Below are 19976 nucleotides of genomic sequence, written 5' to 3' on the forward strand. Positions count from 1 at the left end.
AAATGAACTGAATGTTTAATTATAAATCTATTTTATTATGAGTAATTTAATTCCAACATTAAAGAATGGTAGTGACTCAAATTCTAATTTAGGTTTAAGAACACTACCGAGTTTATCATCTTGGATGGATGATATTTTCAACAGAACATTTAATAATGATTTGATGTCTAATTTTAATACAGGCATTACATTACCAGCGGTCAACGTTTTGGACAATGCTGAAGAATACATCGTAGAAATGGCAGTGCCTGGTCTAAAAAAGTCCGATTTTGATATCAATTTAGATAATCAATTATTGTCGATTTCTGCTGAAATAAATACCTCTAACGAGGATACTAACGAGAATTATACACGCAGAGAGTTTGGTTACTCGTCATTCAAACGCACATTTTCTTTACCAGAAACGGTAGAAGTAGAGAAGATTAATGCTAAATACGATGATGGTATTTTACGAGTGGTATTACCAAAACGCGACGAGGCAAAAAAGAAGCCTGTAAAACAAATTAAGGTATCCTAAATTGAAGTTGAACATAATGTGAAAAGCCAGCATTTGCTGGCTTTTTTATTATAGTTTTATGAGATATTGAAGCAACACTTAGACTACACTCTTACGAGGCTTCGGAAGTGACAGTTCAGCGTGACAAAATTTTACTTCAAACTCTCAGCCACAGATTGACACTCATCTAAAACTCGTAATAAATTGCCAGACCATAATTGTTCTATTTCTTTTTCGGTATAACCACGACGTACCAATTCTAGGGTAACATTGAAGGTTTCTGAGGCGTCGCTCCAACCTTCAACACCACCACCGCCATCAAAATCGCTGCTAATACCCACATGGCCTAATCCTATTTTTTCAACTAAATAATCGATATGGTCCACAAAATCCGAAACATTAACTTCAGGAGGAAAATCGCTCATGCTCTCAATTTTCACCTTTGCCAATTCATTAATTTTCGATAAATAACCACTTTCTCTAATTGAATCTTGAAGGGCTTTATCTAAAGCTCTAAATTCTCGACGACCGTAATACTTAACGCCCATAGAGTCCGCTATTTGGTTACGGATTTCTTGGGTTTTAGCATTACGAGCCTCTGATTTTTCTTTGCTTAAATAGGTTTTAAAAGCCACCGTTTGGACGACGCCACCATTTTCTTTTAGCCACTGTAATTGTTCGTCGTCTAAATTTCTACTATGGTCGCAAAGCGCTCTGGCAGAAGAATGTGATGCAATTATTGGTGCTTTTGTTAATTCTATCATCTGGCGCATGGCCTCTTTTGATGGATGCGAAACATCTATCATCATGCCAACACGATTCATTTCTTCTATAACTAACTTGCCAAAATCACTTAATCCATTGTGCAGCCATTTTCCATCGGCTTCGCCTGTATTGCTATCGCATAATTGACTATGGCCGTTATGTGACAATGACATATAACGCGCACCCAAATCGTAAAACTTCTGCACATTTTCTATATTTAAACCTATAGGATAGCCGTTTTCTATACCTATCATAGCCGCTTTTTTCCCCGATTTAATAATGCGTCTAACATCGTCTGAAGTTGTAGCCAATTCAATCTGGTCTGGTGCATAGTCTTTAACCAATCGATGGATGGCATTAAACTTTGACATGGCATTGTCGTAAGCTTTCTCGAAACCTTCACGGGACAAGGAATCTTGGCCTGTGTAAACGATAAACCACGGCACATCTAATCCGCCTTCTATCATTTTTGGCAAGTTTACTTGATTTTTAAGGCGTTGGGTATAATTAATCGAATCGGTAAAATTTGCAACATTAATATCGCAGTGCGTATCTAAAGTAATTACACGGTCGTGAATGTCTTTGGCATAGGCTATCAATTCTTCTTCGGTTTTAGGCTCAGATTTACAGCTAGCAGCTAATAGCGCAATGGCAAATAGAGGTAATAAGACTTTTAGTTTCATGGTTTGGTTTCAATTTTCCATAAAAATAAACGAACGTCTATTAAAAACAAAACCAGCATCAAAACAGACACTGGTTTACGGAAGAACCTCTTTAAATTTCATCCTCTAATGTTTTCTAGGTCATCATCTAAGCTATTAGATGTATTGACAATTTTTGATAATGCTTTCATAATGTATCACTTTTAAAAGGTTATCTAAATCGTCTCTTGCTGTTCCATGTAAAACTTTTTGCTTCAGAATTTCGCGTCGTTAACTGATTACTGTCTAGTGTTCTCATGATTGTTCGATTTTTAATTGATTATACTTTATAGACGATTAAAAAAGAATCATGTTACACCTAATGAATTGGTTTAACACACGTTAACGTTCTTGTTGTCTTTTTTAAGATTTAGTTACGTTCCACCTCGACCTCAGAGAGTATAAACGGATACGCTTCCTTAACTTGCTTTAATTCGTCTTTAGTTAATGTCTCAGGCGTTTTATTAAATGTGTTTTTTGCATAAGTAGTTCTAAGCTCTAAATAGGCTTTACTAATTTCGTCTTGAACTTTTATGTAGGCATTGTAATTCGTTAAAGCATCGTGTTTTAACGAAATAACCGCTTCTGATGGTTTATTGGATGATGTAGCTAAACGTTCTCCGTTACAGTAATTACAAGAATTATCGCCGTTATTATCTATAAAACGTATCAAAGTTTCTTTTAATTCAGATAACTCTATGATATCCTTATCCTCAATCATTATTTCATTATTTCTATTAACAAAGATTTTAAAGATATTTCTGTCGTTAATGGTAACATTACAAGGAGGCTCGGCACAATCTGCTGGCAATTTTCTTAAAATACCTTTATCTGCAGAAATCGTTGTTGTAACCAGAAAGAAAATAAGTAATAAAAATGCAATATCTGCCATGGAACCTGCATTAACTGTTGGGGCATTTCGTCTAAGATGTCTCATAATTCTTTACGTTTTTAGGATTAATGTTAAGAAAATCACAAAAACAATACCACTTTTAAAATGTTGTTAACATCAGCTCTGTAAAACAGTATTATATACTATTTTTGCAAAATTGGTCATTGGCCTTGCTATTAATACTATACAATCAATATATATGTCTGTAGAGACTCAATCACAAGTAGAACAAGAAAGTAGAAAACGACTCTACGATTACCAAATTGCTGATTTAAGACGCATTTTTGATGTCATGGACGAGTCGCCTGCCGATTATAATCTACTATACCAATTACCCACAGGTGGTGGAAAAACCGTTATTTTTTCTGAGATTGTTAGACGCTATATAAAAGAGAAAAACCAAAAAGTAGTTATTCTAACGCATCGCATAGAGTTATGTAAGCAAACCTCTAAAGTATTATCTGGTTTTAACGTTAAGAACAAGATTATAAATAGCAAGGTTAAAGCTTTACCTGATCAAGACGATTATCAGTGTTTTGTGGCTATGGTAGAAACCTTAAACAATCGTTTATCTGAAAATGATTTCGAACTCAAAAATATAGGTTTAGTTATCATAGACGAGGCGCATTACAACTCCTTTAGAAAGCTATTTAAGTTTTTTGACAACTGTTTTATCTTAGGAGTAACGGCTACGCCTTTAAGTAGTAATATAAAACTACCTATGAAGGACAACTACAACAAACTTATTGTTGGTGATGATATTTCTACACTTATAAAAAATGGGTTTTTGGCTAAGGCTGAGATGGTAAGTTTCGATGTGGGTTTAACAAGTCTTAAAATAGGTATTAACGGAGATTACACAGTAAAATCTTCTGAAGCATTATATACTAACAGTTTTATGCAAACAAAGCTGTTATCGGCTTACGAGGAGACATCAAAAGGGAAGAAGACATTAATATTTAATAACGGTATCCACACGTCTAAAGAAGTGTATTACACTTTTAAGCGAGCAGGTTATAATGTAAAACACCTAGATAATACGGCAAATAAAGAAGAACGAAAGGAAACATTAGCTTGGTTTAAAAAGACGCCAGACGCCGTATTAACCTCAGTTAGTATCCTAACTACTGGTTTCGACGAGCCATCTGTGGAATCCATTATTCTTAACAGAGCTACACGTTCGCTAACACTTTATTTTCAGATGATTGGTCGTGGTTCTCGTATTTATAAAAACAGAGACACTTTTCAAGTTGTAGATTTGGGTAATAATATTGCCCGTTTTGGTCCTTGGGACCAGCCGGTTGATTGGCAGCATATTTTTAAATATCCTGATTTTTATTTAGAAAATATTGTTGACGATGATACACTCGAAAGAGATTTTGTATACGAAATGCCTGATGCGCTTCGTAAAAAGTTTAAAAAGTCCGAATCTCTTGATTTTGATGTTAAGGCAGAATACAAAAAGGTATTAAACTCTGGAAAAAAGTCGTTTACGGTTATAGAACGTTCTATAGAACAGCACTCCCAAATTTGTATAGAAAATTGCGAAGATGTTTTTGAAGCAAGAGAGCGCATCAAGGAACTTCAAGATGAAATTGCTTATCGTATTAAACAGTATTGTTATTGCATAATGAACAGTACTCAGAATTATAAAGACTGGCTTTTCGAAGAATACAACAGACGTTTACGCCTTAGTTTTAACGGAAAGTTTTAACTTTTTTTTGAAAGGTTTTTAGTTTTTATACGTTTAATTTGAAATAGGTATAGTTTTTGTAATAAAATTAATTCAACTAAAAATTTCAAAATGCGTCACGGTTTACTCATCTTTTTCTGCTGTTTAGCGTTTAGCTTCTCGCTTAATGCGCAGGTTACCGATAAAGAGAAAAAATCGATACGTATTCCTGCTGTAGAATCTAAAAAGGAAAAAGACTCCACACCACAAAAAATAAAAGTAGCGCCCAAAAAAGACCCAAAAGCAGAGGCAGATAAATCTAAAGATAAAGATGCGTCAATATCGCGCACTAAAGTCGAAGAATTAGAGCGCCCTTTTTCTATGATTGCGGGTGATGGACTAAGAAATCCAGGAGAACTTTTCGAGGAGCGTTGGCGGAAAGATTTACAACGTTCGGGCGTTGTAAAGTATATGAGCGACCAGTTTTTGGGTCAGTATAATATCGATACAGAATTTGTAAATATTGTATGTCGAGACCACCAATACCCAGATGGCGACCGTGTAAGCGTTTCTGTTAATGATGAAATTGTGTATCCTAATGTCTTATTAACCTCTCAGTATAGACGATTAAAAATTAATCTTACAGAAGGCATAAATGTTATAAATATTAAAGCATTAAATCAGGGCGATTCTGGCCCTAACACGGCAGAATTTGTTGTTTACGACGATAAAGGTACTGTTGTGTCTTCTAAAGAGTGGAACCTACTCACTGGTGTTAAAGCAATTATTACTTTTATTAACGAGAAGCCTAAAATTACTACGGCTAAAAACGAGGGGAATTAAATTCTACTATCTCACCAGGTTGCATCATCTCTAATTTATAGTCACCAATTCTTACTCTTACCAATCGTAATGTTGGTAAGCCAATACTAGCCGTCATTTTACGTACTTGTCTAAATTTTCCTTCAGTAATAGTAATACTTAGCCATGACGTTGCACCATGACGTTCATCACGCACAAAACGTTCAACAATATGGGACGTGTCGTCTAACACATCTACCTTACAAGATTTTGTAATATAAGGCTTAGAATTCACGGAGATTTCCACACCATTTCTTAGGGTTTCAAGATGTTCTTCGGTGATTAAGCCATCCACCATAACATGGTATTCTTTCTCAACCGCATTACTTCTTATATATTGGCTAAACTTCCCATCTGTGGTTAACAAGAGTAACCCTTCGGATTTTTCGTCTAAACGTCCAATGGCCATTGTATCTTTAGATAAATCGAATAAATCACTCAACAGTTTTTTATTGCGTCGCTTGTTTTGATGGTTTACAAACTGACTCAAATATCCGTAAGGCTTATAAATTTTATAATGTTTATGATTTACCAAAACGTTATAAAGCATTTTTGAAGGTTATTCTCGCTATCAACAATCCACACCATTGGCGAACGTTTTTCGGTTATAAAACGACTGATAATTGGCTTAGCTTCAGAAAATAAAAGCCAATCTACATCGATATGCGGCTCAACCAACCAATCTAGTTTTTTTGGAATGTAAAACCTATAATGTTTTAAAACATCTAATCGGTCAAAGGATAGATAAAAGCCGCAGATGCTTTCTTTTCGTAATCCAGAAAATGGTAAATCCTTGTATTCATAAGGAAGAAAAAGCTGTGCTTTAAAGCAAACCTTCTGTTGTATTTCTTCGACATTTAATTTTAAATTATCTAAAATAGGTTTGGTAAACCTAGAATAGAGTAGTGGTAATTGCTTTTCTTTTAGTTTGTTAAATTTATAATTAAGTCTGTCGTTACGGTTTGGTCCAATCCAGTTATCTAGTGCATTAGCTGTATTTATTTTTGAATCGAATAGATAGAATTTATAGACCAGTTCTACATGAAAAATAGTGCCACTTTCTTTAATTAAGGCATCCAATTCGCCAATGGTATTTTTTTCATTTTTAACAACAATATTACTAGAAAGAAGATGAGTGTCAGGATTATTTTTAATTTGAAAATCAAAAAATTGTTCAACACGTTTACCTAATCGAATATTACTAAACTGCTCTGGAGCATAAATAGAATATGGAGTTTTTGGTAATATATATTGCTGTAAATCTAAGATTGACGTAGACCATAATTCTGGTGTGTCTATATAGCCCTTATATTGTCGTTCAATTGAATTAATAAAATCGAAGTTTTAATAAATATATACTTAACTTTAGTTCTTTTTATAAAAGATGAAGATATTTAATAATTCAAGAAAAAGCGCATTGAAATCTAACAAAATTGTCAAATATTTAGGGTATGCCCTAGGCGAAATCGTACTAGTTGTAATTGGGATATTAATCGCTGTAGCTATCAATAATTCACAACAAGAAAAAGAAGATAGAGAAGAGCTTAATAGAATTTTAGAAATCGTAAAGAATGATTTAAAAAATGATATTAGTACAATTGATGAAGTATTAGTTGATTTTAGGTTTACTGAAAATTTAATGTCTAAAATGCTTCAAGCAGAAAACCAATCTAAGGACTTTTTAAGCAAATGTTCTAATTGTCGGTATATTCTTAGTGAATACAGTACGGCATTAATAAACACTAAAGGCAGAAATCTTCTAAAATCTTATAATAAAATACCAGAAGACATAAGGGTTCTTGTGGATAGTATTAATATTTTTTATGATAATTATATTGAAACTATAGATATAAATAATCAGTTTATGAAAGATGAAGTCATTACATTTAATAAATATCTAAGAGATAATAAACCATGGTTTAAGGACTATTTTATTAATGGGAAATGCAATCAAGATTGTGCTGATTACTTTTCAACGCAAGAATACATCAACAGAATTGCCCTAGCTAATGTAGTTTTATCTGATGCACTTATCCCACTTTTTGAAGAGTACAAATCTAGTGCTGAAGGTTTTGTAAAACAATTATGATAATTTATTATTCTTTGGATTAATTTTTGTTGTAACTTTATGTAAAAGCATAAAAATGAAAAAGTTAGTCCTATTAGTTACCATAATAGCTTTTAATCTTAGCGTCTTTTCTCAGTCGCGACAAGAGCGTAAAGCTGAAAAAAAAGCGCAGTTAGAAGCAGCGTTTTTACAAACAAAAACGTTAGTAGAATCCCAAAATTTTCAGTTCGAAGCCCAATGGGCAAATCCGCTAGGAAACGACGCTACAAATATTGGTCTTTCATTGCCAGGTGGCGCGGCGATTTTTCAAGGTAATCGGGTAGATGTTTCTACAAATCCTAATTTTTTAAAACTTACAGATTCTAAAACCGATTTGTTTTTGCCTTTCTTTGGTCGTGTTTTCTTTCCAAATAGAATAAACAATCAAGGTGGTATTGAGTATAAAGGCGAAATAGACAATTACGACTTAGATATTAACGATAAAAAGAAAATTATAAATATTAAGTTCGAAGCAAAAACCTCAGACGACTTTATAAAATTTCATTTTAGAATTACCGCTGGTGGAAACGCCAGATTAACAGTTAATAGTACAAATCGACAAATTATTTCTTACGATGGCCAGATAGAAGCCATCGAAGAAGATAATGCAGATTAGTTTGCTCTTTTTCCTGGTTGATAAGTTTCTTCTGCTACTTTTAAAACGTCTTCTTTATAGTAAGGCACATCCTTAAATTTCATATCTGCATAGCGTTGCGCTTGGTCATTAAAATGAGGTGAATTTGGGTCTCCACTTTGGCCACCTGCCAACATACTTTTTGCCTTTACTTTATCTCCAAACTCTACTACAGCGACGAAACTGTTACCACGTGTTCCGTATATTTTCTTCGCTTCTGGGTTAGAATAGCTCACTCCGTAAGCAGCTAATGCGCCCCAGCGACCAGAAGCAAAACCAAAGGGAATGCTAGGTTGGTTATCATCAAATTTTTGTCTAATATCGCCATTAAGTCTTTGATAGCGGTTTACCTCGCCCCATGGTAAATTCCAAGTACCAAAGGTCTCTGTTAAATAATCGATAACATCTTCAAACAATTTTAATCGTTCTTCCTTAGGTGATTGTTGTCCGAAATACATCATAAATTCCATCGACGACATGGGTTCTGGACGTTTACCATTCCGTAGAACATTCATACCATAAAAATGAGCTAAGGTCATTGCTACTGACGCTTTTGAGGTTTTAAAATCCCAAACACTTAGCACATTGACAGCTTCCCTTAATTTAGGATTTTTATCGTCATATTGGTCGTAGGCTTCGACTAGTCCAGGAATCAAAGCTTCGAAAGCTGGTAAGTATGGGTCGTGCGCTAGTTCTATAACTGAATCTAATGTGTAATCTTTGTGTTTAGACAATAAATCGATAGCATGGACACCTCTAAAATTTTCACGATTTAAAGACATGTAGTTTGGGTAATCTTCCGCTTTTGGACTGTACTCGGCAGCCGCTGTAAAAGGAGTAGAATTACAGTTTTGTAGCCACCCATTTTTTGGATTTAAAAGTGTAATATGCTCATCCACCTCATGCAAACCTTGCCAATCTGTCTTAGGGTTGCTACCATCAACAGGTTGTCTGTAATCAAAATTAGTATCGCGTTTTGGTATAAAATTGCCATGAAAATAGGCAATATTACCTTCGGAGTCGGCATAGACGGTGTTGTTAGACGAATTGGTTTTTATATCCATCATGTTTCTAAAGCCTTTGTAACCATTTTGTTTTGTACGTATATAGGATTGCTCCAAGGCTTTTACGGGTTCCCACATCATGGCTGTAGCTATCCATTTACCATCTTTACTTTGCGTAATTGGTCCATGATGCGTTCTGTAGAAAGGGAACGTTTTAGATTTTAGTGTATCACCATCTTTGTATTTTAAGGTAGTTTCAAACGTTTGCACTTCTCTTAATTCTTCGCCATAACGGTACATTAATTTATCGTCTATCTTTACTAAATCCTCTTCAAATTCATCAATCACGTCGGTATATGTAGAGGTGTGCATCCAACCTGTATTTTCGTTGAAGCCTTGATAAACAAAAAACTGCCCCCAAGTTACAGCGCCGTAAGCATTAAGACCTTCTTCGCTAACGACATGGACTTCACCCCGAAAAAAGAACGATGTATGCGGATTAATTAATAAAATAGGATTTCCGGATTTGGTTAATTTTCCTGAAATGGCAATTCCATTAGACCCAGAAGGTTCCGCTTCAAGTTCTTCTTTTTTTACTTCGGAACTAGAAAATTGTTTTGAGTCTTCACCTTCGTAAAACGCTTTAAGTTGTCTAGTAGAGACACGTTCTATATCGCCGCCAATAGAGCCCTCAGAAAAATACATCGGCATCCAAGGTTCGAATTTTGTAATTAGTTTTGGTTTTACTTCTGGGTGTGTGTATAGATAGTAATTGATGCCATCGGCAAAGGCGTTGCATAGTTCTTTTAGCCAATCTGGACTTTTATTATAGTTTTCTTTAGCTTCATCTTCTGTCATAAATAATTTTGCGCGTAAATCACTGTAAATGGTAGATTCACCTTCGACTTCAGCTAAACGTCCTGTCGCCCAGATGTAATTTTGTTCTACGCGATTAAAATCATCTTCGCATTGCGCATACAAAAGTCCAAAAACTGCGTCGGCATCAGATTTTCCGTAGATATGAGGTACACCAAAATTATCTCTAATTATAGTGATATTCTCTGCAATATTCTGCCATCTTTCGGCATCGGTTAGCTGGGCTTCTTCTGTTTTGCAGGCGGTAAATAATAGAATAATGAAAAAAAAGGAAAGGTATCTCATCGTTTAAAAAATTTGAACGTGAAGTTAGTTGACTTCGTTAAGAAATCAAAATAGCATCAATTAATAAAAGAAAGTTGTCTTAGAGTTCTAAAATTAATTTCTGTCCAACTCTTAGTGTAGATGTTTTACGAATGCTATTTGTTTTACAAATCGCTGCGATGGACACATTGTTTCGCTTAGAAATTCTCGAAAGCGTATCTCCAGACTTAACAACGTAAACCTTACGTGTTTTAACATGGCTAGCCAAAGCGTCTTTTTCTGTGGTGTATAATTTTAATTTAGGCTTTTTTCTAGCATTGTAAAATGATGCGCGTGTCCATTCTTTAGTCACCCATAATTCTTTAGCTCTAATTCTATTTTCTGAAGAAAAATCGAACAAATATTCTGGATGAATGTATTGTCCTCTGTAACTCGTTACTAAATGCAAATGACTGCCCGTAGAACGTCCGGTATTACCACCTTTTCCCAAAAATTGTCCTTTTGAAACAGTATCATTTGGTTTAACATTTATAGAGGATAAATGAGCATAAGCAGTCTCTAAGCCGTTATAATGCCTTACCACAACGACCTTCCCATGACCTTGGCTGTACCTAGCAAACCTAACAATGCCGTCGAGCATACTTACAACAGTATCGCCTGTAACTAAATCGATATCTATACCTCTATGTGGTCTTCCACGACGCCATCCGTAGCGAGACGTTATTACCTTTTTCTTTTTTATTGGAGCTGCATAAGTGGTATCGGAGAAGGTAATATTTAAAGGAAATTTGACGATTGAATTACGATAAGGATTAAAGTTTACGGTATCCCAAAATTCAGATTTAATATCAACGTCTTTAAGTAAGGATGTGTCTGTATTAACTAAGGGTATAACAATTTCTTGTTTGGATAATCCTTTTGCGATTTTTGGTTTAATTACAATCTTCAGCGTGTCTTTCGTAACAGTCTGACTAGATGTATTAAAACCAATCAGTAAGGCAAAAAGTAGAAAAGACAAATATTTCATCAGACAAACTTAGAGGACGTTGCAAATGTAAACGATGTATTTAGATTAGTAGTATTGGCTTAAATAAAATTTAACACAGCCAACTTTTTTGTAGAAAACATATTGATAATTAACATAGTACGGTGTTTGTTTTAACAGTAAAAATTCAGTTATTTGTAAGAATTACCAATCATACCTACATGAAACGCTTTTACCTACTTTTCCAAATTGCTTTTTTATTTAATGTTTTTAGTTACAGTCAGACCACTGTAGTTGACCCAGTTTTTGAACAAGAACTTATTAATTTAGGAATAGACACTAATGGTGTTACTGGCGATATTTTAGATGTCGATGCCCAATCTGTCACCGTGCTTAACTTAAGTGGTACAACTAACATTACAGATATAACAGGAATTAATGCTTTTGTAAATGTTACCGATTTAGATTTGGGAAATAATCTTATTGCTAATATTGCGCCTACAGCTTTGACGGGATTGGTAAATTTTAGGACAAACGATAATTCGGCCTTAGCGAATATAGACTTAACGCAAAATATACTTCTAGAAACATTCTTTGCGCATGGCGATTTTCCAGGGACACCACCACCAATTACTCAGATAGATTTATCTCAAAATATAAATTTAGTATCAATTAATGGAGATTTTTTAGATAATGTTACTGACTTTATTTTTCCTGTTACACCAACGCTCATAGATATTTTCTTACGTTATCTAGCAGACACAACCATAGATGTTTCTGGGATGACAAATCTGGAAAGTTTTAGAATTGGTGGCTGGCGTAGTAATGTTGATATTGTTTTACCAGCAACAAATACACTAAGAGACTTACGTATTACGAGCATAGAGATACCAACAATAGATTTATCTGTATTTACCAATCTAGAGAATTTGTATTTATGGGGCACTTATGTGCAGAATTTAATTTTACCAAACTCTAATGCATTTACGGATATTTTTATCATTTTACACGATATCCAAAATCCTTTGGATTTTTCTGTAGCTCCTAATCTTACTGATATTGACATTACGTCTAATCGAGATACACCGTTAGTAGTAGACTTAACGCAAAATCCAGTTTTGGAGGATTTAGATTTATCCCGAAACGACATGAATTCAATTGATTTAACCCAAAATTCGCTTTTAGAAACCCTAAGGTTAAATGTCAATAATTTCACCAATTTAGATGTCACTCAAAATGTGTTATTAAACAGATTTGAGGCTTATACCAATCAGCTACCAGGAGTAGATTTATCTCAAAACACAGTTCTTAGGTATTTAAATTTAAACAGCAATTTGATTCCAAATATAGACGTTACGCAAAATGTGGAATTATTAACCATGAGTATAAACAATAATCTTTTAACTACAACAGGTTTCGATTTAACTCAGAATATCGAGCTCATTAGTTTAGATGTTTCTTATAACCAAATCGAGTCTTTAGATATAACGCAAAATGTAGATTTGAATTCGTTTAATTTGTCTCATAATTTATTTCCTGGAAATGATATTTTAAATCAGTTTGCAAATATAGTAGCCAACCAAGGTAGACTTAGTGGTAGATTAATAGCTAACAATAATTTTTTAGAAGGTCCTATTCCAGACTTTTATGGTTTATACGACCCAACCATTCAGACCAGACGTTTTGAACTATTTATAAATGAAAATCGATTCCATTTTGGAGATTTTGAAGCACAACATCTTGGTTTAGTTAGTCTTTTAACTACGATTTCCATTGGTCCTTCGCCAGACGTTGTGATGCGCGAATATTGGTACGCACCACAAGCTCGCGTAAATAATATTGAAAACTTTACCGTCAATGCTGGTGATGACATTACCTTAACTACAACAGTTAGAGGCGAGCAAAATCATTATGTATGGTTTAAAGATGGCGTGGTAATACCAGATGCTCCAGATGCTCCAGAATATACAATTACTAATGTAAATAGTTGTGATCAAGCCGTGTATCATTCTGAAATACGGAGCGATTTAGTGCCTTTTGAAAACGCAAATCCGCCAGGTACAGGTGGAAAAAATTTATTGTTAAGACGAAACGATATAACGCTCAACATCATTTCACCTGCCGAAACGTGCAGTAGTTTAGTGACTCCAATCGCTGGAAGTACAAATATCCCTTTGAATCAAACTATAGAATGGACCTCTAATGCTGGTGCTTGCGGTTATATATTAAGCATAGGAACAACTTCTGGCGGAACTGATATTTTTACTGGTGATGTAGAAGATGTAACGTCTTATAATATTGGAACCAATCTACCACCTAATACTCTAGTTTACGTAACAATCACGCCATATTTTGCCTCTGGAAATGTGTTGACTTGTGATAATACTACAGATACTTTTACCACTAGTGCTATAGAATCTCCGACAATTTGTACCGCTTTATTGCCTGCTTATGCTAGTGCCACGTTACCAACTTATACAAATTTAGAATGGTCTCCTGCAGATTTTGCTACTGGTTATTTCGTGACTATTGGAACTACACCGGGTGGCAATGATGTTTACGATATGTTAGATGTTGGTAATACAACAGTATTCAATCCACCATCGGACTTTATGCCAGGCGAGACATATTACATTACAATAACGCCGTATAATGGTCTTGGCAATGCTACAGGTTGTGTTAATGAGTCCTTTATGACGGAGTCTATGGGATTAGCCTGTACAAACCTAACATCGCCAAGTAGCGGCGATATGGATGTAGCAGTAGATGCTATTTTAAATTGGAATTCGGTCACCGGCGCAACAGGCTATACCTTAAATGTCGGAACAAGTTCTGGTGGTACAGATATTTTTTCAGGAGATGTTGGTAATGTTTTAACCTATGATTTGCCGAGTAGCTTTCCGCAGAATACAGAAATATTTGTTACAGTTGTTCCTTACAATGCAACCGAAACTGCTATAAACTGCGCTGAAGAATCTTTTACCACAGTACTTCTGCCGCCTTCATGTACCACAATTACATCACCAGCAAATGGTGCTACAAATATTGATATAAATGCCTCATTTGTATGGGATGCCGTTGCTAATGCATCTGGATATACTCTTAATGTGGGAACAACGACAGGTGGAGCAGAACTATTTAATGGCGATGTAGGTAATGTTACGACATATACTTTGTCAAATGAATTACCGCAAAATACCGAGATATTTGTAACTGTCATACCTTACAATACTTCAGGAAATGCTTCGGGATGTAATGAGATTTCATTTACAACAGAGTTACTAATACCAGATTGCACAACAACTCTATTATCACCAGCAGCATTAACGGATGTCCCTATCACAACTAATTTACAATGGGATACAACAGCTTATACAGACGGTTATATTTTAACAGTTGGAACAACTCCTGGTGGTAACAATATTGTGGATGCAGAAGATGTTGGCAATACCAACAACTATACGTTTGTTTCAGATTTACCGCAAGGCGAAACGATATATGTATCCATTACGCCATATAATGCAATAGGTAATGCCGTGAATTGTTCAGCGTATAGTTTTACAACAGAAATACTTCCTATTGGATGTACAAATATGTCGTTTCCCGTTTACGATGCAGTCAATGTTCCTCTAGATACATCTATTTCTTGGCCGCCAAGTGCAAATACAACAGGCTACCAAATTTCTCTTGGAACAGCAACAGGATTGGATGACATTGTAGCATTAACAGATGTTGGTAATGTCACCACATTTACACCAGCATCACCTTTGCCAAGTAATACGACGATTTACGTAACCATTATTTCTTATAACGACTTTGGAGATAGCCTTGCCTGTGGCGATGATAGATTTACTACAACAGAAGTTATCCCAGAATGTACCAATCTTGTAGTTCCTATTGATGGTTCTACAGATGTTTCTATTACTACTGGCTTAGAATGGGGTTCGGTTTCTAATGCAACAGGTTATATTGTTAATGTTGGTACACAACCAGATGGCACAGATATCGTTAATGCGGTAGATGTTGGTAATGTAACCACTTATAATTTCCCTGCAGATTTACCACAAAACACAGAAATTTTTGTTTCAATTCACCCATATAATTCAGCTGGTGTAAATATGTTTTGTGTAGGACCAAGTTTCACTACAGAACTTTTAATACCAGAATGTGCTATAATTTCAGCGCCGATGAACGGAGCAATAAATGTTGCTGTTAATACTGAAATTAGTTGGAATAGTGTTCTTTATGCTGATGGCTACATACTAAATATTGGCACATCAACTGGAGCAACTGATGTTGTGGATAATCTAGATGTAGGAAATGGCACTTCAATAACGTTATCCGAAGATTTGCCAAGTGAAACCACATTATATCTTACAATTATTCCTTATAATTCTGAAGGCGAAGCTATTGGCTGTAACGAGATAGTTTTTGAAACTGAAGTTATTATCCCAAAATGTACCGAAATGATTTCGCCTGCCGATAATGCGGAAGATGTTTTGGTGACTACTTCGATTTCTTGGGACATGATTAATAATGCAGACGGGTATATATTATCTATAGAAACAGAAGACTTAGATACCATTGTTGATGGCGTCGATGTTGGTAATACTACCACATTCAATCCAAGTACAGAATTACCAGACAATACGTTAATATTTGTAAATATTACGCCATATAACGAAGCCGGTAATGCCTTAGATTGTTTTACGTTTCAGTTTACAACTGAAAATAGACAGATAATTATCCCAAAATTCTTTACACCAAATAATGATTCTAATCACGATTATTGGCGAGTAGAAGACCCTCAAAACGAAATAAAACGTATTTATATATTCGATAGATTTGGCAAGCTCCTAAAAACATTATCGTCTACATCTGTGGGTTGGGATGGGCAATTTAATGGCACACCATTGCCTAACAGTGATTATTGGTACCAAATAGAACGTTTTGAAGGTTCTAATTTAACAGGTCATTTTACGTTAAAACGTTAGTAAATCTTTGTTGAATATATTCATTTTTAATTATTAGAATGTTCTAATATTTTATTATCGAAACCTAACAGGCGTCATATTTTTTACGATTTATCAGAGTTATCTTTAAGAGATTATTTTTTTCAAGGAATCGTTAACTGATAAATCAAATTATATGAAAGTATTTGACAATAAACACATTAAAAATGTGGCTTTTGTTGGTGCTCATCGCTCTGGCAAAACCACACTATCTGAAACCATGCTCTATGAGGCAGGTTTAATTAACAGACGTGGCACTGTAGAGCAAAAAAATACTGTATCCGATTATCATGAGTTTGAGCACCAACGCGGTGCTTCCGTTTTTTCTACACCTTTACATACCGAATGGCGCAACTATAAAATAAACATTATTGATACTCCTGGGTTAGATGATTTTATAGGTGATATTATATCTGCTATTCGTGTATCAGACACTATTGTTACGGTGATTAATGCCAAACATGGTGCAGATATTGGTACAGAAATCATTTGGAATTACGCAGACCGTTTTCATAAACCTACATTATTTGTTATTAACAAAATAGATAGTGAAAAAGCCAATTTTGAGATGAGCTTTAATAGCCTTAAAGAATTGGTAGGAAATAATGCGGTACTAATTCAATATCCGGTAGTTATTGACGGTGCGCAATGTATAATCGATGTACTAAAAATGCGCTGTTATAAATTTGGGCCCGAAGGCGGAAAACCAGAAAAGCTTCCTATCCCAGAGGCACAATTAGACTATGCCAATGAACTGCATAATATTTTGGTAGAAAAGGCTGCCGAAAATGATGAAGAGCTCATGGAATTGTATTTCGACAAGGGCACACTTAACGAAGACGAGTTACGTAAGGGAATTAAGCTAGGTATGCTTAATCACGATATGTTTCCTGTATTCTGCGTTTCGGCATTAAAAGACATGGGAACAGGTCGTTTAATGGGCTTTATAGATAATGTTGCACCTGCAGCCGCTGATTTAAAACCAGAACAAACGATTGAAGGGCAACTAATTACTCCTGATGTAAGTGCAGATACCTCTTTGTTTGTTTTTAAAACAATTTATCAACCTAACTTAGGACAAATCACATTCTTCAAAGTTATGTCTGGTGAGGTTAGCTGTAACGATAAGCTTTTTAATACGCGTACTGGAGAATCTGAAACCATCAATCAATTATACATAATGGATGGTAAACAGAAGCATTCGGTAGAAAAACTTACGGTTGGAGATATAGGGGCAACCACCAAATTAAAGTTTACCGAAACTAATGATACCTTAGCTACAAAAGCCGAAGCAGGAACTATTAAACCAATAAAATATCCACAACCAAGATTGGTTAAAGCGGCCTTTGCAGCAGATAAATCTGAAGAAGAAAAACTCAGTGAGGCATTGAGACGTATTCACAGTCAAGATTTAACAATAGATGTAAGCTACAATAGCGAAACCAAACAAACTTTGGTAGGCACTCAAGGCGAATTACATTTAGCGACACTTACTTGGCTTTTAGAGAATATTTATGACGTAACACCTCGATTTGAAACGCCAAAAATTTCTTATCGCGAAACTATTCAGAGAAGCGCAACAGCCAATTATAGACACAAAAAACAGAGCGGCGGCTCTGGGCAATTTGGCCAAGTACATCTTAAAATAGAACCTTATTTTGAGGGTATGCCAGAACCAGAAGGTTTCTCTTTGCGTGGTAAAGAAGTGGTTGATTTGCCATGGGACGGAAAATTAGTGTTTTATAATTGCATCGTCGGTGGTGTAATAGATCAGCGCTATTTACCTTCTATAATGAAAGGTATTTTAGAGGTTATGGAATCTGGACCCTTAACAGATTCTTTTATAAGAGATGTAAGAGCTATTGTCTATGACGGAAAAATGCACCCTGTAGATTCTAATGATATTTCTTTTAAGATTGCTGGAGCGCACGCATTTAAAGATGCTTTTTTAAATGCAAATCCAAAACTTTTAGAACCTACTGAGAAAATGGAATTACGTCTTCCGGAATCAATGATAGGAAATGTAATGACCGAATTGCAAAGCCGTCGAGCCATTATCCAAGGTATTGATACAGAAACGCATTATCAGATACTAAAATGTACAATTCCGAGTGCAGAGCTTTCAGATTTTTCAAGTCAGTTACGTTCAATTACACAAGGACGTGCCACATATACTTCAAAATTTGACGGTTACGCTGTTGTACCGAATCATATTCAGAAAGAAATTATACAAAAACGAGAATTATTAACCGTATAAAACCAAAGAGATATGCAAACTAAATTAATGTATTTAAGCGATTTAAAGTTTAATATAGATACTTGGAAACGTGAACTACGTTTTCATTTTAACGAGATGGATACATTTCAAGAAAAACTTGAAGAGATTGTAAAACGCGAACAAGACCCTATGGTGTTAGTAAAACTAGAGGTTTTTCAGAATAGAATAATGATAGAAAAAGATGCTATTTCTAAGCTTTTACATAGATGTAGAAATAAAATGGCTAATATCATTAATGCTGATATTAATGAGAATATAGATGGTCGATTACAAAATGAACAAAATACCTTAAAAGAAGATATGCGAACATATATAAAACTGCATTACGAGCTTAAGGAAGAAATGATGGACTATTTCTTAGAAGTGCTTTAAAACCTAACTAAATCAATTATCAAAAGCCATAGATATAAAAATTTATGGCTTTTTTTATTGTTTAATTATTGATATTTCCAATAGCGTCTTGCACCAGTAGTACAAGCACAATTACTAGCATTTTGAAGAAAATCAATACCAATGGTAATCATATGGGTACCAGAGTTATATGCTGCTAAATCGTTTATGGTAATTTGATAGGAATACGCGAAATAAAATTTATTCATCATTATTCCTGCCATTGGACCAATGTTTAAAGGCTTCAGAATTTGATCATTTAAAAATCGATAAGAAGCACCTATCCAATAGTAATCGCCTTCGCGATTGGTAAACTTTCTATACTTAAAATTAATATCTGTACTAGAGCGCCCATCACTATTAAAACGTTGATAAAAAACAGAAGGTTCGTATTCAACTCTTCTATTACTTTCACTTCGCATAACAAGACCCGTATATGCCTGAAAATTCAAAAGGCTATTTGGCTCAACACCTATAAAAGGGTTTACATCTTTTTCTAATAGGTTATTGGCATTAAAGCTAAAAAAGAAATTTTTGTATCTGTATAAAAAACCAACATCGAAATTATTATTGGTTTGCGAGCGATCATCTATAACACTAGGGTCTACGATTGGAATATCTGGAGTAGCCACAAAATTCTCGATATCAATTCTAAAACTATTAACATTGTAAGAAAGTCCTAAAGACAGATATTGTTTGGACTTATAATCCAAAGTTAAATGATGGGCAAAAGAGAACTTAATTCCTTTTTGTCGTGTATTTCCATTTTTGTCATTATAAGCACTTACACCTATACCAGAACGGTTAGATATTCTGAAATCTGCATATAAGGCTTGATTATCTGGCGCTCCTTTAATACCAACCCATTGGGTTAGACCATTAGCTCTAATTCTCATGTTATCTCCAATACCAGCAAATGTTGGAGATATTACAAACTCGTTATCTGCTAAATACTGTGTAAAAACAGGTAAATTAAGTTCTTGAGCCGTTATACAGCTTGATAAGAACATTAGTATATATAGTAGGTAATTTTTCATTT

At 34.8% G+C, this 19976-nt stretch carries 15 protein-coding genes; 8 read left to right on the plus strand and 7 right to left on the minus strand.

The features are described from left to right. Positions 1-37 precede the first annotated feature (37 nt). Positions 38-517 carry an Hsp20/alpha crystallin family protein gene (locus tag DFQ05_RS03935; RefSeq protein WP_132703768.1) on the plus strand — a complete coding sequence of 160 codons (480 nt, stop codon included), beginning with the start codon at positions 38-40 and terminating at the stop codon, positions 515-517. A gap of 131 nt (positions 518-648) precedes the next feature. On the opposite strand, the gene DFQ05_RS03940 is transcribed toward DFQ05_RS03935, so the two are convergent. Both DFQ05_RS03940 and DFQ05_RS03945 read right to left on the minus strand, forming a co-directional pair. Continuing rightward, on the minus strand, positions 649-1944 hold the full coding sequence (locus DFQ05_RS03940; RefSeq protein WP_132703770.1) for a dipeptidase: 1296 nt from the start codon (positions 1942-1944) through the stop codon (positions 649-651). Between the two features lie 388 nt (positions 1945-2332). Further along, complete coding sequence (locus DFQ05_RS03945; RefSeq protein WP_132703772.1) at positions 2333-2899, minus strand: ExbD/TolR family protein; 567 nt, start codon at positions 2897-2899, stop codon at positions 2333-2335. Between the two features lie 154 nt (positions 2900-3053). Here DFQ05_RS03945 and DFQ05_RS03950 point away from each other — a divergent pair, with 154 nt between their 5' ends. After that, the gene (locus DFQ05_RS03950) at positions 3054-4568 is read left to right on the plus strand and encodes a DEAD/DEAH box helicase (RefSeq protein ID WP_132703774.1); all 1515 of its coding nucleotides are present in this window, start codon (positions 3054-3056) and stop codon (positions 4566-4568) included. A 90-nt stretch (positions 4569-4658) separates the two neighbouring features. Next, the gene (locus DFQ05_RS03955) at positions 4659-5369 is read left to right on the plus strand and encodes a hypothetical protein (RefSeq protein WP_132703776.1); all 711 of its coding nucleotides are present in this window, start codon (positions 4659-4661) and stop codon (positions 5367-5369) included. On the opposite strand, the gene DFQ05_RS03960 is transcribed toward DFQ05_RS03955, so the two are convergent. Both DFQ05_RS03960 and DFQ05_RS03965 read right to left on the minus strand, forming a co-directional pair. Further along, positions 5350-5937, minus strand: a complete 588-nt coding sequence (locus DFQ05_RS03960; RefSeq protein ID WP_132703778.1) for a pseudouridine synthase — start codon at positions 5935-5937, stop codon at positions 5350-5352. The genes DFQ05_RS03955 and DFQ05_RS03960 overlap by 20 nt on opposite strands. Next, complete coding sequence (locus DFQ05_RS03965) at positions 5916-6719, minus strand: DUF1853 family protein (RefSeq protein ID WP_132703780.1); 804 nt, start codon at positions 6717-6719, stop codon at positions 5916-5918. Before DFQ05_RS03965 ends, DFQ05_RS03960 begins: the two co-directional genes overlap by 22 nt. Before the next feature lie 85 nt (positions 6720-6804). On the opposite strand from DFQ05_RS03965, the gene DFQ05_RS03970 reads away from it, so the two are divergent. Beyond that, complete coding sequence (locus DFQ05_RS03970) at positions 6805-7476, plus strand: DUF6090 family protein (RefSeq protein WP_199221955.1); 672 nt, start codon at positions 6805-6807, stop codon at positions 7474-7476. Positions 7477-7531: 55 nt separating this feature from the next. Beyond that, a complete protein-coding gene (locus tag DFQ05_RS03975) occupies positions 7532-8110 on the plus strand; it encodes a DUF4251 domain-containing protein (protein WP_132703784.1) in 579 nt (192 codons plus the stop codon). Here DFQ05_RS03975 and DFQ05_RS03980 read toward each other — a convergent pair. Together DFQ05_RS03980 and DFQ05_RS03985 are read right to left on the minus strand one after the other, a co-directional pair. Then, on the minus strand, positions 8107-10293 hold the full coding sequence (locus tag DFQ05_RS03980; RefSeq protein ID WP_132703786.1) for an acylase: 2187 nt from the start codon (positions 10291-10293) through the stop codon (positions 8107-8109). The two genes, DFQ05_RS03975 and DFQ05_RS03980, sit on opposite strands and share 4 nt — an antisense overlap. A gap of 79 nt (positions 10294-10372) precedes the next feature. Continuing rightward, positions 10373-11299 carry a peptidoglycan DD-metalloendopeptidase family protein gene (locus tag DFQ05_RS03985; RefSeq protein ID WP_132703788.1) on the minus strand — a complete coding sequence of 309 codons (927 nt, stop codon included), beginning with the start codon at positions 11297-11299 and terminating at the stop codon, positions 10373-10375. A gap of 179 nt (positions 11300-11478) precedes the next feature. Between DFQ05_RS03985 and DFQ05_RS13735 the strand changes: the two genes are divergently transcribed. The 3 genes from DFQ05_RS13735 (at position 11479) to DFQ05_RS04000 (ending at position 18919) form a co-directional block, all read left to right on the plus strand. Then, the gene (locus DFQ05_RS13735; protein ID WP_132703790.1) at positions 11479-16251 is read left to right on the plus strand and encodes a T9SS type B sorting domain-containing protein; all 4773 of its coding nucleotides are present in this window, start codon (positions 11479-11481) and stop codon (positions 16249-16251) included. Between the two features lie 154 nt (positions 16252-16405). After that, positions 16406-18526 (plus strand): elongation factor G, encoded by a 2121-nt coding sequence (locus DFQ05_RS03995; protein WP_132703792.1) that lies wholly within the window; start codon positions 16406-16408, stop codon positions 18524-18526. Positions 18527-18538: 12 nt separating this feature from the next. Continuing rightward, positions 18539-18919 carry a hypothetical protein gene (locus DFQ05_RS04000; protein ID WP_073086823.1) on the plus strand — a complete coding sequence of 127 codons (381 nt, stop codon included), beginning with the start codon at positions 18539-18541 and terminating at the stop codon, positions 18917-18919. Between the two features lie 65 nt (positions 18920-18984). Here DFQ05_RS04000 and DFQ05_RS04005 read toward each other — a convergent pair whose 3' ends face one another. Then, positions 18985-19974, minus strand: coding sequence for a PorP/SprF family type IX secretion system membrane protein (locus tag DFQ05_RS04005; protein ID WP_132703794.1), 990 nt, complete (start codon positions 19972-19974; stop codon positions 18985-18987). Positions 19975-19976: the final 2 nt, after the last annotated feature.

This window comes from Winogradskyella wandonensis, assembly GCF_004346845.1.
GTDB classification, from domain to species: domain Bacteria; phylum Bacteroidota; class Bacteroidia; order Flavobacteriales; family Flavobacteriaceae; genus Winogradskyella; species Winogradskyella wandonensis.

What these genes read in the sequence shown, in the direction of transcription:
- DFQ05_RS03935 (WP_132703768.1), top strand. Translation starts at nt 38, where the DNA reads ATGAGTAATTTAATTCCAACATTAAAGAATGGTAGTGACTCAAATTCT.
- DFQ05_RS03940 (WP_132703770.1), bottom strand. Translation starts at nt 1,944, where the DNA reads ATGAAACTAAAAGTCTTATTACCTCTATTTGCCATTGCGCTATTAGCT.
- DFQ05_RS03945 (WP_132703772.1), bottom strand. Translation starts at nt 2,899, where the DNA reads ATGAGACATCTTAGACGAAATGCCCCAACAGTTAATGCAGGTTCCATG.
- DFQ05_RS03950 (WP_132703774.1), top strand. Translation starts at nt 3,054, where the DNA reads ATGTCTGTAGAGACTCAATCACAAGTAGAACAAGAAAGTAGAAAACGA.
- DFQ05_RS03955 (WP_132703776.1), top strand. Translation starts at nt 4,659, where the DNA reads ATGCGTCACGGTTTACTCATCTTTTTCTGCTGTTTAGCGTTTAGCTTC.
- DFQ05_RS03960 (WP_132703778.1), bottom strand. Translation starts at nt 5,937, where the DNA reads ATGCTTTATAACGTTTTGGTAAATCATAAACATTATAAAATTTATAAG.
- DFQ05_RS03975 (WP_132703784.1), top strand. Translation starts at nt 7,532, where the DNA reads ATGAAAAAGTTAGTCCTATTAGTTACCATAATAGCTTTTAATCTTAGC.
- DFQ05_RS03980 (WP_132703786.1), bottom strand. Translation starts at nt 10,293, where the DNA reads ATGAGATACCTTTCCTTTTTTTTCATTATTCTATTATTTACCGCCTGC.
- DFQ05_RS03985 (WP_132703788.1), bottom strand. Translation starts at nt 11,299, where the DNA reads ATGAAATATTTGTCTTTTCTACTTTTTGCCTTACTGATTGGTTTTAAT.
- DFQ05_RS13735 (WP_132703790.1), top strand. Translation starts at nt 11,479, where the DNA reads ATGAAACGCTTTTACCTACTTTTCCAAATTGCTTTTTTATTTAATGTT.
- DFQ05_RS03995 (WP_132703792.1), top strand. Translation starts at nt 16,406, where the DNA reads ATGAAAGTATTTGACAATAAACACATTAAAAATGTGGCTTTTGTTGGT.
- DFQ05_RS04000 (WP_073086823.1), top strand. Translation starts at nt 18,539, where the DNA reads ATGCAAACTAAATTAATGTATTTAAGCGATTTAAAGTTTAATATAGAT.
- DFQ05_RS04005 (WP_132703794.1), bottom strand. Translation starts at nt 19,974, where the DNA reads ATGAAAAATTACCTACTATATATACTAATGTTCTTATCAAGCTGTATA.